Annotated in this window: 13 protein-coding genes; 5 read left to right on the top strand and 8 right to left on the bottom strand. The window is 67.8% G+C overall.

Going from position 1 to position 16534, the window contains the following annotated elements; genetic code table 11:
* Window positions 1–35: 35 nt before the first annotated feature.
* The 6 genes from CGU34_RS11965 to CGU34_RS11940 all read right to left on the bottom strand — a co-directional run bounded on the left by CGU34_RS11965 (window position 36) and on the right by CGU34_RS11940 (window position 7690).
* The gene (locus CGU34_RS11965; RefSeq protein WP_036300463.1) at window positions 36–968 is read right to left on the bottom strand and encodes an N-acetylglucosamine kinase; all 933 of its coding nucleotides are present in this window, start codon (window positions 966–968) and stop codon (window positions 36–38) included.
* Window positions 965–1933, bottom strand: a complete 969-nt coding sequence (locus CGU34_RS11960) for a glycoside hydrolase family 113 (protein WP_036300465.1) — start codon at window positions 1931–1933, stop codon at window positions 965–967. The genes CGU34_RS11965 and CGU34_RS11960 overlap by 4 nt, the downstream gene beginning before the upstream one ends.
* The gene (locus CGU34_RS11955) at window positions 1930–4380 is read right to left on the bottom strand and encodes a glycoside hydrolase family 2 protein (RefSeq protein ID WP_100814200.1); all 2451 of its coding nucleotides are present in this window, start codon (window positions 4378–4380) and stop codon (window positions 1930–1932) included. Before CGU34_RS11955 ends, CGU34_RS11960 begins: the two co-directional genes overlap by 4 nt.
* Window positions 4377–5282: a carbohydrate ABC transporter permease gene (locus CGU34_RS11950; protein WP_036299260.1), complete on the bottom strand. Its 906-nt coding sequence runs from the start codon at window positions 5280–5282 to the stop codon at window positions 4377–4379. The genes CGU34_RS11955 and CGU34_RS11950 overlap by 4 nt, the downstream gene beginning before the upstream one ends.
* Complete coding sequence (locus CGU34_RS11945; RefSeq protein WP_081766345.1) at window positions 5279–6307, bottom strand: carbohydrate ABC transporter permease; 1029 nt, start codon at window positions 6305–6307, stop codon at window positions 5279–5281. Before CGU34_RS11945 ends, CGU34_RS11950 begins: the two co-directional genes overlap by 4 nt.
* Window positions 6308–6373: 66 nt before the next feature.
* A complete protein-coding gene (locus CGU34_RS11940) occupies window positions 6374–7690 on the bottom strand; it encodes an ABC transporter substrate-binding protein (protein ID WP_036299257.1) in 1317 nt (438 codons plus the stop codon).
* A gap of 289 nt (window positions 7691–7979) precedes the next feature.
* Here CGU34_RS11940 and CGU34_RS11935 point away from each other — a divergent pair, with 289 nt between their 5' ends.
* The 3 genes from CGU34_RS11935 (at window position 7980) to CGU34_RS11925 (ending at window position 11818) form a co-directional block, all read left to right on the top strand.
* Window positions 7980–9005 carry a LacI family DNA-binding transcriptional regulator gene (locus tag CGU34_RS11935; protein WP_100814199.1) on the top strand — a complete coding sequence of 342 codons (1026 nt, stop codon included), beginning with the start codon at window positions 7980–7982 and terminating at the stop codon, window positions 9003–9005.
* 68 nt (window positions 9006–9073) lie between these two features.
* Window positions 9074–10039 (top strand): acetylxylan esterase, encoded by a 966-nt coding sequence (locus CGU34_RS11930; protein WP_036299252.1) that lies wholly within the window; start codon window positions 9074–9076, stop codon window positions 10037–10039.
* A 3-nt stretch (window positions 10040–10042) separates the two neighbouring features.
* Window positions 10043–11818, top strand: a complete 1776-nt coding sequence (locus tag CGU34_RS11925) for an ABC transporter ATP-binding protein (RefSeq protein WP_051513600.1) — start codon at window positions 10043–10045, stop codon at window positions 11816–11818.
* 13 nt (window positions 11819–11831) lie between these two features.
* Here CGU34_RS11925 and CGU34_RS11920 read toward each other — a convergent pair whose 3' ends face one another.
* Both CGU34_RS11920 and CGU34_RS11915 read right to left on the bottom strand, forming a co-directional pair.
* Complete coding sequence (locus CGU34_RS11920) at window positions 11832–13265, bottom strand: L,D-transpeptidase (RefSeq protein ID WP_100814198.1); 1434 nt, start codon at window positions 13263–13265, stop codon at window positions 11832–11834.
* Between the two features lie 132 nt (window positions 13266–13397).
* Entirely contained in the window at window positions 13398–13865 is a 468-nt protein-coding gene (locus tag CGU34_RS11915) for a hypothetical protein (protein ID WP_100814197.1), read from the bottom strand.
* Between the two features lie 147 nt (window positions 13866–14012).
* Here CGU34_RS11915 and CGU34_RS11910 point away from each other — a divergent pair, with 147 nt between their 5' ends.
* Complete coding sequence (locus CGU34_RS11910) at window positions 14013–15236, top strand: ROK family transcriptional regulator (protein ID WP_100814196.1); 1224 nt, start codon at window positions 14013–14015, stop codon at window positions 15234–15236.
* 68 nt (window positions 15237–15304) lie between these two features.
* Complete coding sequence (locus CGU34_RS11905) at window positions 15305–16528, top strand: extracellular solute-binding protein (RefSeq protein WP_100814195.1); 1224 nt, start codon at window positions 15305–15307, stop codon at window positions 16526–16528.
* The last annotated feature ends 6 nt before the right edge of the window (window positions 16529–16534 follow it).

Here is a 16534-nt window from a genome sequence, read left to right as displayed (position 1 = left end):
GCCTCCGCGCGAGGCGAGGCCCCCGCGGTCTTGTCTCAGTCCGCGATCGAGACGTACGACAGCAGCGCATGGCCTGAGCCCAGGTGGGCCAGGGCGGTCGCGCCGTCGATCCCACCTCCGCGGCTCGTCTGCATGCGCACGCCCGGAACCGCCTCCTGCAGCAGCTCGGTGAAACGCTCGCGGATAAGCGAGGACCGGAAGACCCCGCCGATGGCACAGACGGTGGCGGTGTCGTCGCCCGGCTCGGCCACCCTGCGCAGGGCCGCGGTGGCCGACACGGAAAGCTCGCGTGCGGCACGCAGGCAGATCTGGGCGGCAACGCCGTCCTCCGACGCGAGTTCCGTCACCCGATGCGCCAGCGACGCGACCAGCGCGACACGATCGTCGGTGGCCTGCAGCTCGATGTACGCGCTCTCGATATCGGGCCATCGCTGCTTGACGAGGTCGGTGAGTGCGGTGCGCTCACCCCGGCCGTCGTGGGCGCGCATGACGGCGTCCAGGGCTTCGCGCCCGATCCAGTAGCCGCTCCCGGCGTCGCCCATGATGTTGCCCCAGCCGTCGACGCGCGCGACGCGCGATCGGCCGACGCCGAGCGTGACGACGCCGGTGCCGGCGGCGACGACCGCGCCGGTCCCGTCGCCGAGCGCGCCGAGGAACGATGTGACCGAGTCGTGCGCGAGGATCACGCGGCGCACGTCCACGGGCAGATCGAGCAGACTGCGCAGATTCGCCGCGTCGGACTCGATCCTCGTCAGGCCCGAGACGCCGGCGGCGACGACGTCGACCGCCAGGTCCTGCTCGGCTGCGACTCGACGCGCGATATCGGCCAGCTGTGGCAGCAGGGGTTCGTGCGTCCGGATTCCCGGGAACAGCCGTTCGGTCGGGGCGACGTCCGCGCGTTCGACCCGCACTTTGATCGCCGTCTGACCCGCGTCGATCGCGAGTACCACCGGCTCGGTGATGCTCATGGCTTCGTCTCCTCGTGCCACGCGCGATAGGTCGCGCGCAGGTATGTTCCCGCCGGCTTCCCGTACGGGCAGTAGTCGTCGTTACACGCGGCCGCGTCCGCGTCGTAGAGGTCGGCCGGCCAGTCCCAGAGCATCAGCCCGCCCACCCATGGCCGGTTCCGGCAGGCGGCGAACATCGCCTGGTAGTACGTGAGTTGCTCGGCACCCGAGGGTTCTCCCGGCAGTGCCCAGTCGTTCGGGAGCTGGGCGGAACCGGTGCGGCTGGGGCATCCGGCCTCCATGAAGAAGAAGGGCTTGCCGGATGCTTCGACCACGCGTTCGATGCGATCCAGCTGCTGCTCCCACTCGTCTATCGGGTAGTAGCCGCTCGATGAGATCACATCGACGGCGTCCCACCACGTGACGTGGTCTTCCTGGTATTTGTCGCAGTTGTAGGTCACCAGCCCGCCGTAGACCTCGCGCACGTCGGCGACCAGGCGCCGCCAGTGGGCCTCCTGCCCGTCGGCGCGAACCATCTCGCAGCCGATGCAGAGCATCTCGCACCCCTCGGCTTCGGCGATCCGTGCGGCGTGCAGGATGAACTCCCGGTACGAGGCGAACCATTCCGACCAGCTCGGCTCGTTCGGAACGTCCCAGTCGAAGAAGCCGATGTGTGCGCGCCAGGTGCCGTCGGCGCAGTTCACGACGGGCTTGAGCACGACTTTCATGCCCAGCCGCTTGGCTTCGCGGATGGCCCACGTGATCTCGTCGTCGGTCACGGTCGGGGTGTCGCGGAAGGGTATGTCGGTCGAGAACGGTGTCGCCTGTTCGGCCGCGTACGCCAGCGCGGTCCAGGTGACGGCGTGCTCGGCCATCCGCGCCATCGAATCCGCGGCGGTGCGGGTGGCCCACGTGCCGCGGGTGCCCACCCAGCCCCAGGTCATCCCGCAGATGGGCTCGCCGAGGCGTTCGATCAGCGTCGTCATCGTGCCACCAATTCGTTCGCCGTGCACACGATGCCCGCTTCGTCCAGGCGTGCGGCATCCTGCTCCGTCAGACCCGCGACGCGGATCGTGACGGACTCGCCCGGCAGCAGGGTCACCAGGCCCTCGTCGGCGACGGCCTCGGGTCGGATCTTGTCGACCAGGAGCGTCAGGTCCCGCACGAGCGTGCGTGCCGTGATCGTGACATCCAGGCCGTCCTGATGGGCCGCCGCGTCGATCGTCAGTTCGGGAGCGGACAGCGCGCTGTCGCGTCCCTCGGCGAAGAACCACACGCCGCGGACGCCCTCGAGCTCGGCGCTGAGGACCTCCGAACCGGCGTCGCCCGCCGTCCGGACGTCTGCCGGGACCACGACCTCGGTTCGTCCGTGCGGGGCCATCTCGACGGGCGCGCTCGCCTCGGCCAGCACTGTTCCCGCGAAGTCGCGCCGAACGAAGCGCAGCGAACCCGTCCAGGCCTCGGCGGTGTCGTTGCTCGCGATCGCGGTGAGACCATCTTCGCGAGGCTGGATCGTGACGATCCGTGGCGCGAACGCGTTGCGCAGAGCGTAGAAGAGCGGTTTGGGCCGCTCATCGCCGTCGATCGCGGCCCACGAGGTCACGGGCCAGCAGTCGTTGAGCTGCCAGACGATCGCCCCCATCGTGTGCGGGGCGTGCGAGCGGAAGTGATCGAGCGCCGCACCGACCGCGTTGGCCTGGTTCAGCTGCATCGCCCAGTGCCACGTCTCCATGTCGTCGGGTACCCGGTAGTGAGGCAGGAGGCCGTTCGTCAGCTTGACGTTGCCCTCCATCGCCTTCTGGTGCACGATCATGCCCGGCGACTCCGGGGTGAGCGGGGCGTCGTCCAGCGACCGCGTCAGGGTAGACCAGGTCGGTGGCGCCTGCCAGCCGAACTCGGCGACGAAACGCGGCCGGTGGTCGCGATAGGTGAGCCAGTCCTGCCTGTTCCACTGCTCCCACAGGTGCATCGAGCCGTGCGCCTCGTCGTTCGGGTGCTCGCCGCCGGGGCTGAACGGGCTGCCGGGGGAGTATGGCACGTGTGGGGCGAGGTCGGAGACCAAGCCCGGGAGCATCTCGTAGTAGTAGTGCGCGCCCCAGGTGCGGCCGTCGAGTCGCGCCTGCCAGCCCCAGTCCTCGTACCCCCAGAGGTTCTCGTTGTTGCCCGTGAGCAGGGCCAGCGACGCGTGGGACCCGAGGCGAACGATGTTCTCGTGCGCCTCGGCCGCGACCTCGGAGCGGATCGGCTCCTCTTCGGGGTAAGCGGCGCACGCGAACAGGAAGTCCTGCCAGGTGAGCAGACCGAGCTCGTCGCAGAGGTCGTAGAAGTCGTCGGACTCGTAGATGCCGCCGCCCCACACGCGGATCAGGTTGAGGTTCGCGCGCGTCGCCTGGCGCAAGCGTCGCTCGTATCGCTCGCGGTCCACGCGCACCGGAAGGGCATCGTCGGGGATCCAGTTGGCGCCCTTGACGAAGACAGGGACGTCGTTGACGACGAGGGTGAAAGGTGTGCCGGAGGCATCCGGCGTCGTGTCCCAGCGGAGCGAGCGGAACCCGACGCGGCGGTGCGCGATGTCATGGACGGATGCGTGGGCCGCACCGTCGTCCCGCAACTCGATCGTGACGTCCGACAGGGGCTGCGCACCGTAGCCGACGGGCCACCAGCGCTCGACGCTCGCAAGCGTCGTCTCGACGTGCACCCGGTCGCCGCTCACGACGGCCGTCTCGGTGACGCCCTCGACCGTCACGGCGAGCGATAGCGGCGCATCCGTCGCGCGTTCGATCCGTGCATCCACGACGACGCGGCCGCCCACGCTCTCCGCGTCGACGAGCGCGGCGACGCGCACCTCGGCGAGCCGAGCGACCGACCACGACTCCAGCCGCACACCGCGCCACAGCCCGCTCGTGAAGGTCGCGATGCCCCAGTCCCAGCCGAAGTTGCAGGCGGACTTGCGGATCGCTTCGTACGGGAGCGGATAGGGGCGCGGCCGTGCGCCCAGTCGCAGCGACTCGGCGTTCGCATAAGGCACGGGCGCGCGGGAGCGCACCTCGATCGTGTTCTCACCCTCGACGAGCAGCGAACCGACGTCGTAGCGGTACGAGCGGTGCTGGTTCGCCACATCGCCGAGCACTGTGCCGTTGAACTCGATTGTGGCGACCGTGTCGACGCCGTCGAACACGAGGTCATGGCGTGTCTGGCCGTCGGGCGACCAGTCGAAGCTCGTCCGGTAGGTCCAGTCGACGAGCCCGATCCAGGCCAGCAGCGCCTCGTTCACGCCCTGGTAGGGGTCGGGAATGAGTCCCGCCGCGAGGAGGTCGACGTGGACGCATCCGGGCACCTGCGCCGGGACGACGACGTCCGCGATCTCGGCGGGCGCCGGTCCCCCCGCCGCGCGAAGGGTCCAGCCCTCGTGCAGCGCGCGTGCGGCGCTCACTTGACCGCTCCCGCCGTGAGGCCGCGGTAGATGAACCGCTGCAGGACGAGAAACGCGATGAGGGTGGGGACGATGACGAGCACGGTCCCCGCGGCGATGATCTCCCAGTGGGCGCCGAAGGGCCCCTTGAAGCGGAAGAGCGACGTCGAGATCATCTCGTGCGAGGGCAGGTAGAGGAAGGGCATATAGAACTCGTTGTAGATCGCGATGCCCTTGATGATCACGACGGTCGCGATCGCGGGCTTGAGCAGGGGGAGGATGACGCGCCAGTAGATCGTCCAGCGGTTCGCGCCGTCGAGCATGGCGGCCTCGTCGAGCGAGACGGGGATGGACTGCATGAACTGGATGAAGATGTAGATCGAGATGATGTCGGTTCCCATGAACAGCAGCACGAGCGCCGCCATATTGTCGTACAGTCCCAGGCCGTTGATGATCTGGAACGTGGCGACCTGGCTCGTGACACCGGGGATGAGAGTCGCGACCAGGAAGAGGGCGACGATGAGCTTCTTGCCCCGAAAGGTGAACCGATCGAGCGCATAAGCGGCCATCGTGCCGATCAGGATCGTGCCGACGAGCGAGAAGACGAGCACGATCGTGGTGTTGATGAACCCCTCGACCATGCCGCCTTTCTCGAACGCGGTCACGTAGTTGTCGATGTTGAACCAGTTCGCGGGCGCGTCGAACGGGCCCGACTGACCGAACTCCTGAGACGTCTTGAAGCTCGCGATGAACACGACGCTCAGGGGGATCAGGGTGAACAGCACGCCGATGATGAGTGAGGCGTACTTGGTCGTCGTTCCCGCGATGCGGCGGGTCGCGATCGTGGCGTCGCTGCCGCCTCGCCGCCGGCGCGGGGGGCCGAGCGGGACGGCCGTTTCGGGGTTGCTCTGCAGGGCGGTCATGACAGCTCGACCTTCTCGTCGGGGAAGAGTTTGCGCTGGACCCAGGTGACCAGCAGGACGATGAGCAGCAGCACGACCGCCATGGCGGACGCTAGGCCCACCTGGCGGAAGTTGAATGCCGTCTGCAGCGTCTGGATGACGAACGTCGACGTGCCGTTCGCGCCACCGGTCATGATGAAGGGGATCTCGAACACCGCCAGGCTGCCCGCTACCGCGAGGATGAACGTGAGGCCGATGATGCGACGGATTCCGGGGAAGGTGAGCGCCCAGAACTGCTGCCACTTGCTCGCTCCGTCGATCTCGGCGGCCTCGTAGAACTCGGCAGGGATCGACTGGATCGCCCCGAGGAACAGCACGAAGTTCATGCCCGTGTAGCGCCATACGCTGGTGCCGGCGAGCGAGTAGTTCGCGATGTCGGGGTCGCCGAGCCACTGCGGCGGATCGCTCAGCCCGAACCAGCTCAGCACCGTGTCGAGTGTCCCGTCCGGCTGGAACAGGTAGAGGAAAACGAAGCCGATCGCGACGCCGTTGATCAGGTACGGGAAGAACAGCACGCCGCGGAAGAAGTTCGAGAACCGTGTCGACGTCGACAGGAGAGCGGCGAAGTAGAGGGCGATCGCCATCTGCACGAATGCGCCCGCGAAGTAGTAGAGACTGACGAAGAACACCCCGAATATCTGCGGGTCGGTGAACACGTCGACGTAGTTGTCGAACCCGATGAAGTTCTTGTCGAGGTCAAGCCCGTCCCAGTCGGTGACCGAGTACCACAGCATGTTGACCGCGGGCAGGTATGTCAACAGGAGCAGCAGGCCCACGGCCGCGCCGATGAAGAGGTAGGGGGTGAGTGACGCGAGGAGGCCTCGACCCGCGGGGGCGCCGGCAGCGGCGCCGGAGCGGCGTCGGCGGCGACGTCGCCGCGGACGGTCGGAGTCGGCGATCTCGGCGAGATCGAGCTCCTCGGGGGTGACGGCGACGAGGGGCCCAGCGGCACCCGTCCCGGTGGGCCCGGCAGTGGAGAATGACATCACAGCATCCGTTCGACGGGCACCGGCCGGGACGTCGTCCGCCCCGGCCGGTGCGATGGTCGTGGGTCAGCCCACCTCGGCGCGGGCCTCGGCCCAGCGGGTGTTCAGCTCGTCGAAGTAGGACTCCTTGTCGCCGTCGGCGGCGCCGCGCGCGATGTCGATGAGCTTCTGGCGGTACAGGTTGCCCCAGACGTCGATCTGGGCGGTGTCGGCGATGTTGGTGAACAGTGCCTCTTGCCCCACCGGTGCCGCGTTCAGCTCGATGAGCTCAACACCCGCGTCGGAGAGCCCGGTGAGGTTCTCGGGCAACGGGTCGGCCAGCAGTGCTGAGACCATGCCCTGCGACTCGGTGAACCCCGAGTCCTCGATCAGGTAGTCGATCCACGCCATGGCGGCGGCCTTGACGGAAGAGTTCTTGTTGATGCCGAGGTTGTAGTCGCCGCCCACCATCGCGTACTGGGCGCCGTCCACGGTCGAGGGGAATGTCATGTAGCCCACGACGGACGGGTCCTCGCCGGCGTCGGTCGCCGCCGCCTGCAGTTGCGAGATGGCCCACGAGCCGAGCGCCATCGTGGCGATCTTGCCGGTCGCGAAGTCGACCTTCGACTGCTCCCAGTTGGTGGTCAGCGGGTCTTCCTCGGTGTAGCCACCAGCGACCGTGTCGTAGACGAGCGAGTCGATCGCGAAGATGTCGGTGCCCTCAGTCCACGGCGCATCCTCGGTCGCCATCGCATTCATGGCCTCGGGGTCGCCGGTCACGGCGCCGATGTTGCCCGACCATTGGCTGAGGGGCCAGCCGTCCTTATAGTTCGTGTACATCGGGATGGCGTCGGTGTTCGCCTGAATCTTCTCCATCGCCGCGAGCCACTCGTCTTCGGTGGCGGGGGGCGCGGTGATGCCGGCCTCTTCGAAGACGGCCGTGTTGTACACGATGCCGTTGGCGTTGCCGCCGAGTGCCAGGCCGTACTGCGTGCCGTCGTAGCTCTTGGGCGCCAGGAATCGGTAGTCGGCCGTGAGCTCTTCGGTATCCCCGAGAGGCTCGAAGAAGTCGGCGAACTGGTCGGGCTGGACGCTGTTCGGGATGCCCAGCACGTCACCGTAGTTCGTCGTCGACAGACGCGTCTTCAACTCGCCCTCGTAGTCGGTGATGCCTTCGAACGTCACGGTCGCGTTGGGGTACATCTCGTGGAACTCCTCCGCGTACGCGTCGAAGGTGCCATCCTGCACGAGGTCGGTGCGCCACGTGACGAAGGTCACCTCGCCCGTCACCTCGCCGTCGATCGTGTTGTCCGCGTCATTGGCGCCGGAACCACCCGTGCAGCCACTGACCGCGACGGCGGTCGCGACGAGCAGTGTGATGCCCGCCAGTGTCTTCCTAGCCATGTGATCTCTCCTTGTCAGGTTCAGCTTTGAACTGAGGTGCTGTTGCCGCCGCATCGTCGCGCGGCGTATCGCCGGGCCAGAGTATGCGTATTCGCGGCGATCCACAAGGCGCAATGTCAACGCTGTCTTTGTCTGTCCGAAGCATCATTCATGGGCTATAGCGCTGATTTATCAACAAATATTGAGACGCAAACCGACATTGTGGTGGTGATGATGTCCGTGAAATGTCTGACGTCGACATGATGCCGAAGCGATGTTAGGCTAACCGGAATCCCAGGAAGGTGAGTCAGTGACGGTTCAGAACCGCGCGACCCTCGACGACGTCGCCCGTCTCGCCGGCGTGAGTTCGAAGACGGTCTCGCGCGTGTTCGCGAGTCGCGAGCTCGTCTCACCCGAAACGGCCGAGCGTGTGCTCGCGGCGGCCAAGCGGCTGCGTTTCCGGCCGAACACGCTCGCGCGCAACCTGCGCCGCGGCGGCGGCACGAACACGATCGGGTTCATCATGGGTGAGCTCGGCAACCCCTTCTACTACAAAGTCGCCGCGGGTATCGAAAAAGAGCTGGCCGCGCACGGCCACGCGCTCGTCGTGGCGACGACCGACGACACGCCCGAGGGCGAGGAACGGGTCGCCGACGCGCTCCTCGCGCAGCGCATCGGCGCGCTCCTGCTCATCCCGGTCGCCGATGACCAGTCCTACCTGGAGGGTGAGCGTCAGCTCGGAACCCCCGTGATCGCGATCGACCGGCCGGCGCGCAACCTCGTCGCCGACTCGATCGTGCTCGAGAACCGTCGCGGCGTCTTCGACGCGACGAGCCGGCTCCTGGCCCGCGGGCATCGGCGCATCGGCTACGTGTGCAATCCGGCATCCGTCTACACGCAGAAGGAGCGCCTGCGTGGCTACCGCGACGCCCTGGCTGAATACGGCATCCATGACAGCTCCCGGTGGGAGCGGCTCGAGGACGACCTGACGATCCCACCCGACAGGATCGTGGACGACTTACTCTCGTCCGAGGACGCGCCGACCGCCCTGATCGCGGGAAACAACCGGATGACGATCGGAGCCTTGCGGGTGCTGCGCGATCGAGATGCAGCCGGACGCACGGCCCTCGTCGGCTTCGACGACTTTGACACCGCGGACGTCATCGGTGTGAGCGTGATCAGCTACGACCCGTTCGAGCTGGGCCGACAGGCCGCGCTGGCGGCGATGGAGCGCATCGGCGATCCGGCGGGATTCACTCGTCAGGTCGAGCTGCCCACGTGGATCATCGAGCGCGGCAGCGGTGAGCGTCCGGCGCCGACGGGCGACGACCACTGACCCGGCCCTCGCCCGACCCCCAGCCTCATCCCACTCGATCCCCGACCCGACCCCTGGAGACGAACGACATGCCCCGCTTCGACCTGCCGCTGAACGACCTGCGCGAGTACTCGCCCGAGATCGCGGTCCCGCCGGACTTCGACGAGTTCTGGCGCGGCACACTTGCCGAGGCGCGTGCGCACGACGTGCCGGTCGAGGTGATTCCGGTCGAGAGCCCGCTCTCGACGATCGAGGTCTTCGACGTCACCTTCCCCGGCTTCGCCGGCGACCCGATCAGGGCGTGGCTTTTGCTCCCCGCCGGCACCGAGGGCCGCCTGCCGGCGGTGGTCGAGTACAACGGATACGGCGGGGGTCGGGGGCTTCCGTTCGAGCGGCTCGGCTGGGTCTCGGCCGGGTACGCCTACCTGTTCATGGACACGCGCGGTCAGGGCTCCGCGTGGGGCACGGGCGGCGCGACCCCCGATCCGCACGGCACGGGCCCCTCGTTCAGTGGATTCATGACTCGGGGGATCGAAGACCCCGCCGATTACTACTATCGCCGGGTCTATACCGATGCGGTGCGGGCGATCGATGCCGTCCGCACGATGAACCGCGTCGACCCGGAGCGGGTCGCGGTGTGCGGCGGGAGCCAGGGCGGAGGCATCGCGCTGGCCGCCGCGGGGCTCAGCGACGGGCTCGTCGCCGCAATGCCCGATGTGCCGTTCCTCTGCCACTTCGAGCGTGCGGTCGGCATGACCGACCACGACCCCTACAACGAGATCGTGCGCTACCTGTCGATCCACCGTGGTGCGCAGGAGCGGGTGTTTCGCACCCTGTCGTACTTCGACGGAGCGACGATGGCGACGCATGCCGCGGCGCCCGCCCTGTTCTCGGTGGGACTACTCGATCCGATCTGCCCGCCTTCGACCGTGTTCGCCGCCTACAACCGCTACGCGGGCGAGAAAGCGATCGAGGTCTACCCCTTCAACGAGCACGAGGGCGGGTCGACCTACCAGTGGCTCGCGCAGACGGCGTTCCTTGCCTCGCGCGTGTAGCGGATGACGGACTACTCCGACGCCGAGGCACTGCTCGCGGCCAGCGTGCGGCGAACGCAGCCGCTGCGTTCCTTTCTGCGCCTGCTGCGCCCGCACCGTATCCGACTGACGCTGGCGATCGCCTGCTTCGTCGTCAAGGACAGTCCGGCCTGGTTGCTGCCGCCGATCACCGCGGCGATCATCGACATCGTCGTGAGCGGTGGGCCCGTCGACGGGTTGTGGATGTGGGGAGGGGCGGCGCTCGCGCTTCTCGTGCTCAACTATCCGTTCAACATGATCGTCGTGCGGCTGACCTCGGCGGCGACCCGCTCCCTGGCATTCACCGTGCGCTCGGGGCTAGCCGCGCGGATGCAGCGTCTCTCGCTCGGCTATCACAACCGCCAGAATGCGTCGGTCATGCAGACCAAAATCATCCGAGATGTCGAGAACCTCGAACTCACGATGCAACAGGTATTCCCGACCGCGGTCGGGTCGATCGCGACTCTGCTCGGCGCGATCGTGATCACAGCGGTCACGGTGCCGCAGTTCGTCGTGGTATTTGCCTTGACGATCCCCGTCGGCGCAGGACTCGTCATCTTCATCCGCAGTCGCGCCGGTCAGCGCAACGAGGCATTCCGACGTCAGGTCGAGCGCCTCTCTGCGCAGGTCAACGAGATGGCCACGTTGATGCCGCTCACGCGTGGGCACGGCCTCGAGGATCTCGCGACGTCACGGGTCGCGGCGCGGGCCGCGTCCGTTCGCGCTGCCGGACGCGAGCTCGATGTTCTCAATGGTCGCTTCGCTGCGCTGTCGTGGATTTCTTACCAGGTGCTCGGGCTCCTGTGCCTCGTGGGTGCGGCCACGGCCGCGGTGCTCCAGCTCGTTCCGATTTCTGCCGGGGAGGTCGTGCTGCTCACGACGTACTTCACGGTTCTCACCAACGCGATCGTGATGTTGATGAACGTCGCGCCGGTCTTCAGTCGAGGCATGGACTCGGTGCGCTCGATCGCCGAGGTGACGGAAGAGCTCGACGTCGAGGAGAACGCCGGTAAGGCTTCCGTTCCCGGAATCACGGGCCGCGTGCAGCTGCGCGATGTCACCGTGACGTACCCGGAGGCGTCGCGCCCCGCACTCGACGGCGTCACGCTCGAGATCGGCGTCGGCGAGACCGTGGCCTTCGTCGGGCCCTCGGGGTCGGGAAAGTCGACCATCGTCAACGTGATCCTGGGCTTCGTGCACCCGAGTCGGGGTGCCGTACTCATCGACGGCCACGACCTCGCCGACCTCGATCTGCGCTCACTCCGTCGTCACGTCGCGATCGTCCCGCAGGAGCCCGCCCTGTTCGACGGCACCATCCGGCAGAACGTCACATACGGAGACCTGGACAGGAGCGAGCGCGAAGTGCTCGACGCTCTCGCGGCGGCGAATGCCCTGGACCTCGTCCACGGACAGCCGGAGGGACTCGACGCGACGATCGGCGATCGCGGCTCGCGTCTCTCGGGCGGGCAGCGGCAGCGCCTCGCGATCGCTCGGGCGCTTATCCGGGCTCCGCGCATCCTGATCCTCGACGAGGCCACGAGCGCGCTGGATCCCGAGTCCGAGGCGAAGGTCACCGAGGCGATCGATCGCGCGCGGACGGGACGCACGACTCTTGTCGTCGCCCACCGGCTGTCGACCGTCCGCAGGGCCGATCGCATCGTCGTCATCGAAGCGGGGCGGATTGCCGAGATCGGAAACCACACCGAATTGCTCGCCCGGGGTGGCCTATACGCCCGCCTTGTCGCGCTGCAGTCGAACTGACCGCGCCGTTCGCTTACGCGTGCACCCAGACGTCGGTGCCGACGTCGGCCCACTGGTAGATCTGCTTGGCCAGCGACGTCGGCATGCCGACGCATCCGTGGCTCAGCGGTGTGCCCCAGATGTTCCGCCAGTAGACGGCGTGGAAGGCCTGGTCGCCGCTGAAGTACATGACCCACTCGACATCGGGCTGCAGATAGCCGACCTCGCTGTTGCCCATGTCCTGGACGCGCACCTTGGCGTTCACGGTGAAGTTGCCCTGGCGGGTGGCCCAACCGGGTCCTCCGCTGGAGATCAGCCACGAGTCGACCACGACGTCGTTCTCTTTCACATACAGGCGCTGCTCGGACAGATCGACCTCGAGCACACGGACCACGGACGTGGTCTGCGCGGTTGTCACCTCGACATCGAGTGCGTAGGCGGCATCACCGGCCGCGAGCTGCGATGCAAAGCCGGCGGCGATTCCGGCCGTCGCGCCGAGAACGCGTCCGTCGGCTCCGGCCTGTTCGGTGCGCAGGACCGTGCCGGCCTTGTTGACAACCTGGACGCCGTTGACAGGCGCGCGATCGACGGCTGCGGGCAGCGCGTCCACCACGGTCTGGATCGCCGCACTGTCGGCCGAGATATCGATCGTGCCCTGTTCGGGATCCGGCGTCAGGGTCAGCCACGAAGCGAGCACATCCGCGGCGATCGGAACGGTGCGCTCCTCGCCGACGTAGAAGCCCGCCGACGCGACCATGGCGTTCAGCTGCTCGACACGGGATGTCGCGGCATCCGTCGTGATGTCGGCTTCGAGAGCGACCAGCTCGCCGTCGAAGGCCTGGGGGAGCGAGGGGTCGAGTAGCCGGGCCTCGTAGGCCTGCTCGATCGCGGCGTGGTCGAGCCCGCGCCCCGGCACCGCGGGTGTGACGACGTAGGAGCCCGTGGCGGCGTCGAACGCGACGACAGCGTCGACCGGTTCGACCCAGTCGGCGGCGAACGCGTTCGCGATGGCCGCCTGCGATTCTGCGGAGTCCACCTCGGGGGCGATGCGGTCGGGGCTCGGGAACCATCCGCCCACCTGCCACATCGGGTGCGTTTCGAGGGCGGCCTGCGCGAGCGCATCCGCATCGATCGACGCTCCCAGATCGGCACCGGTGATGGTCGCGGTGGTGCCGGCGACGGACACCTCGACGCCCGTTCCCGAGACGGTCTGCGAGACCTTCTCGGCCGCGGCGCCCACGGTGAGACCACCGACGGGAACTCCCGCGATGGCGACACCAGGTGCGATCAGGATGGTTCCGAAGAAGGCGCCGGCACCCGCAAGCGCGAGAGCGGGGATACCGATCCACAGGGCGAGTGGCCAGCGGCGACGCTTGCGCGGAGGCGCCGGAGTCCACTCCACGCGCGGCGCAGGCGTCAGCGGCGCATCGTCGTCAGTAGACGATGGCGTCGAGATGAGATCAGTCACGGGCCCCCCCTCACCCGCGGAGGGGTGTGCCTCGATTGTAGGCGAGGGTTGATAACGAAGGCGCAACGACTCTTTATCGTGCTCGGCGCGAGCGTGCAACTTTGCGCGACGCGGCGCAAAGAGGGGTCTGGCCTACTCCAGGCAGAGTTCCTGGAACGCGGTGAAGCTCTCCTGCAGGTCCGTTCCGAGGTTCTGCAACTCGGCGACCTTGGTGGCATCCCCCTCGGAGAGGGCGGTCATCGCTTCTCCGGCAGCCTCGAAGACGGCCTGGATGTCGGGCAGCAGCGCGGCGACCTCGGCATTTCCGACCTCTGCGGACGCGTCTCCCAAGGCATCCGCCGCGGCCTGGAACGCGGCGGCCGCGTCCTCGGGCTGTTCGGCGGTGACGCCCTCGAAGTCGTCAGAGACGCTCTGGATTGTGTCGTTGACCGAGGCGCAGGCCTCTTCCACGGTCTGCGACTCGGGTGCGCTCGCGCCACTCGAAGACTCGCTGTTCGAAGACTCGGTGCCCTCGGAGGATTCGGTCCCGCCGCCCGTGCACGCGGTCAAGCCGAACGTTGCTGTCACGGCAAGCGCGAGCGCGATCAGTCGTCGATTCATGACAGTTCCCCCTCGGTGAAGGTCCCAGCCTATGCGCGCTCTCTGCGCGGCGTCGCGAGGACGCAAGATTACGGTTTTGTAAATGATCCGAACGAACTATGAACGAGGGGTTGCCAACGAGCGTGTTAGTAAGGTCTACTAACAAACATGTCGACCCCCGAGCAGCCCCCCGGCGCGGTGTCCGAGTCCGCGACCGAACGCACGCTCCCGAACACCACGCCGCAGGCAACGACGTCTCCACGGGCTTTCGGGGCCGGTCGCTCCCTGCGGCCCGGCAAGAAGGTCCTGCCGGAGCACGGACGCGGGCACAACCGGTCGCTCGTCCTCCAGACGCTCTTTCACCGCGGCCCTTTGAGTCGCGCGGATCTGTCGCGCGAAACCGGGCTCACCCGCGTCACGATCAGTGACCTGGTCGCCGAGCTGATCTCCGATGGCTTCGTGATCGAACAGGGCCTGCGCGAGGGTTCGCGACCCGGCAAACCGGCGATCCTGCTCGATATCGACCGCGCTGCGCACCGCATCGTCGGGATCGACCTCTCGGGTCCGACCGCCTTTCTGGGCGCGGTGCTCACGCTCGACGGCGAGATCGTCGCCCGTCACGAAGTGCCGCGGCCGGGCGGGGGAGAGGCCGCTGCCACGGCCGTCATCGAACTCGCGCGTCACCTGATCGCCGACTCGTTCGCGCCGGTGCTGGGCGTCGGCGTCGGTACACCCGGCATCGTCGACGACCGCGGCGTCGTCTTGAGCGCTCCGAACCTCGGGTGGACGGCCTTCGACCTCGAATCGCGCCTTCGGACGGCGCTCGAGCTCCCCGTTCTCGTCGCCAACGACGCCAATGCGGCCGCGCTCGCCGAGTACACGTTCGGCGGCGCGGAAGACGACATGATGCTCATCAAGGTCGGCGCGGGTGTCGGCTCGGGACTGCTCACCGGCGGTCAGCCGACCCGTGGCAGCCGGTTCGCCGCGGGTGAGATCGGACACGTCACGATCGGGACGGATGGCGGTCCGCGCTGTGCGTGCGGCAAGGTCGGCTGCCTCGAGGCCTGGCTGTCGGTGCCGGCGTTGGAAGCCCGCCTGGCCGAGGCGACCACAGATACCGACAGAGACGGCATCCTGCGGGACGCGGGCGAGCGACTCGGGATCGCGGTCGCGCCCATCGTCGGCGCGCTCGATCTATCCGAGATCGTCTTGTCGGGTCCGCCCGAACTGATCGACGGTCCCCTGCTCCAACAGACCGCCGACACCCTGCGCGCCCGCACGCTCGCCGAGTTCCACGACGGCGTGCGCGTGCGGATGACACAGCACGGCCAAGACATCGTTCTGCGCGGGGCCGCCGTCATGGTGCTCTCGGGCCAGCTCGGCGTCTCGTGATCCGCACCACCCGATCGACACACGCACGACCCACTCAACACACCACTCAATACACGCGAAGGAACACCATGAAGAAGACGCTCGGGGCCATGGCCCTGCTCGGGGCATCCGCCCTCGTCCTCGCCGGCTGCACCGCCGGATCGTCGGAATCCGCCGAGATCCGGGTGTGGCTAGCCGGAACGGACACCCCGCAAGCGGCTCGGGACTACCTCGTCGAGACCTTCGAGGCCGACAACCCCGGCTCGACCCTCGTGATCGAAGAGCAGTCGTGGGACGGACTCGTTGACAAACTCACGACCAGCCTGTCGAGCTCGGACAGCCCCGACATCGTCGAGTTCGGTAACACCCAGGCGGCCGCCTTCACCTCAGTGGGCGCCCTGCTCGACCTCACGGACGAGTACGAGGCACTCGGCGGCGACGACCTGCTGCCGGGCTTCGTCGAGGCCGGGTCCTACGACGGGCAGTTCTTCGCTCCGCCCCTGTACTCGGGCGCTCGGGTGGTCTTCGCCGACCCCGCCCTGGTGACGGCCGCGCCCGCAACACTCGACGAGTACGTCACGAGCGCGAAGGCGCTCGCCGCGGCGAACCCCGGGAAGTCCGGCATCTACTTCGCCGGCCAGGACTGGTACAACGCGCTGCCCTTCATCTGGGAGAACGGCGGCGAGATCGCCGTCCCGGATGGCGACAGCTGGGACGCCCGATTGTCATCGGATGCCTCGGTCGCGGGTCTGCTGCAGGTGCAGGACCTGATGATGAACGCCTCGCTCGCACCGAAGGACGGCGACAATGCCGAGCCCTGGACCCCGTACTGCGAGAACCAGGCCGTGCAGTTCTCGGCGCCGAACTGGGCGCTCGGGCTCGCCAGCGCGTGCGAGACGGCGACCCCGCCGGCAGCTCCGTTCGTCTACGCCCTCCCGGGCATGGACGGCGGGGCCGCGCAGGTCTTCGCGGGCGGCTCCAACATCGGAATCTCCGCCCAGTCGGCCAATCCCGACCTGGCGAAGAGCGCCCTGGCAATCATCCTGAGCGATGAGTTCCAGACGATCTACGGCGAGAACGGCCTCATCCCGGCCAAGAAGTCGCTTGCATCGACGCTCGGCGACACCCCCGAGGCCGTCGCCTTCACCGAAGCCGCGAGCAACGCCAAGCTCACGCCCGCGTCGCCGAACTGGGCCGAGGTCGAGGCATCGCGTGTTCTCGAAGACTTCTTCGTGCAGATCGCGCTCGGCGGCGACGTCGCGGCGCTCGCGACCGAGGTCGACACGCAGATCGAGTCGATCCTCAACGGCTGATCGGGC

Origin of the sequence: Microbacterium lacus (assembly GCF_002812805.1) — a bacterium.
GTDB classification, from domain to species: Bacteria; Actinomycetota; Actinomycetes; order Actinomycetales; family Microbacteriaceae; genus Microbacterium; species Microbacterium lacus_A.
Note: the sequence above shows the minus strand (reverse complement) of the source record. Positions and strands in the feature narration are given on the sequence as shown.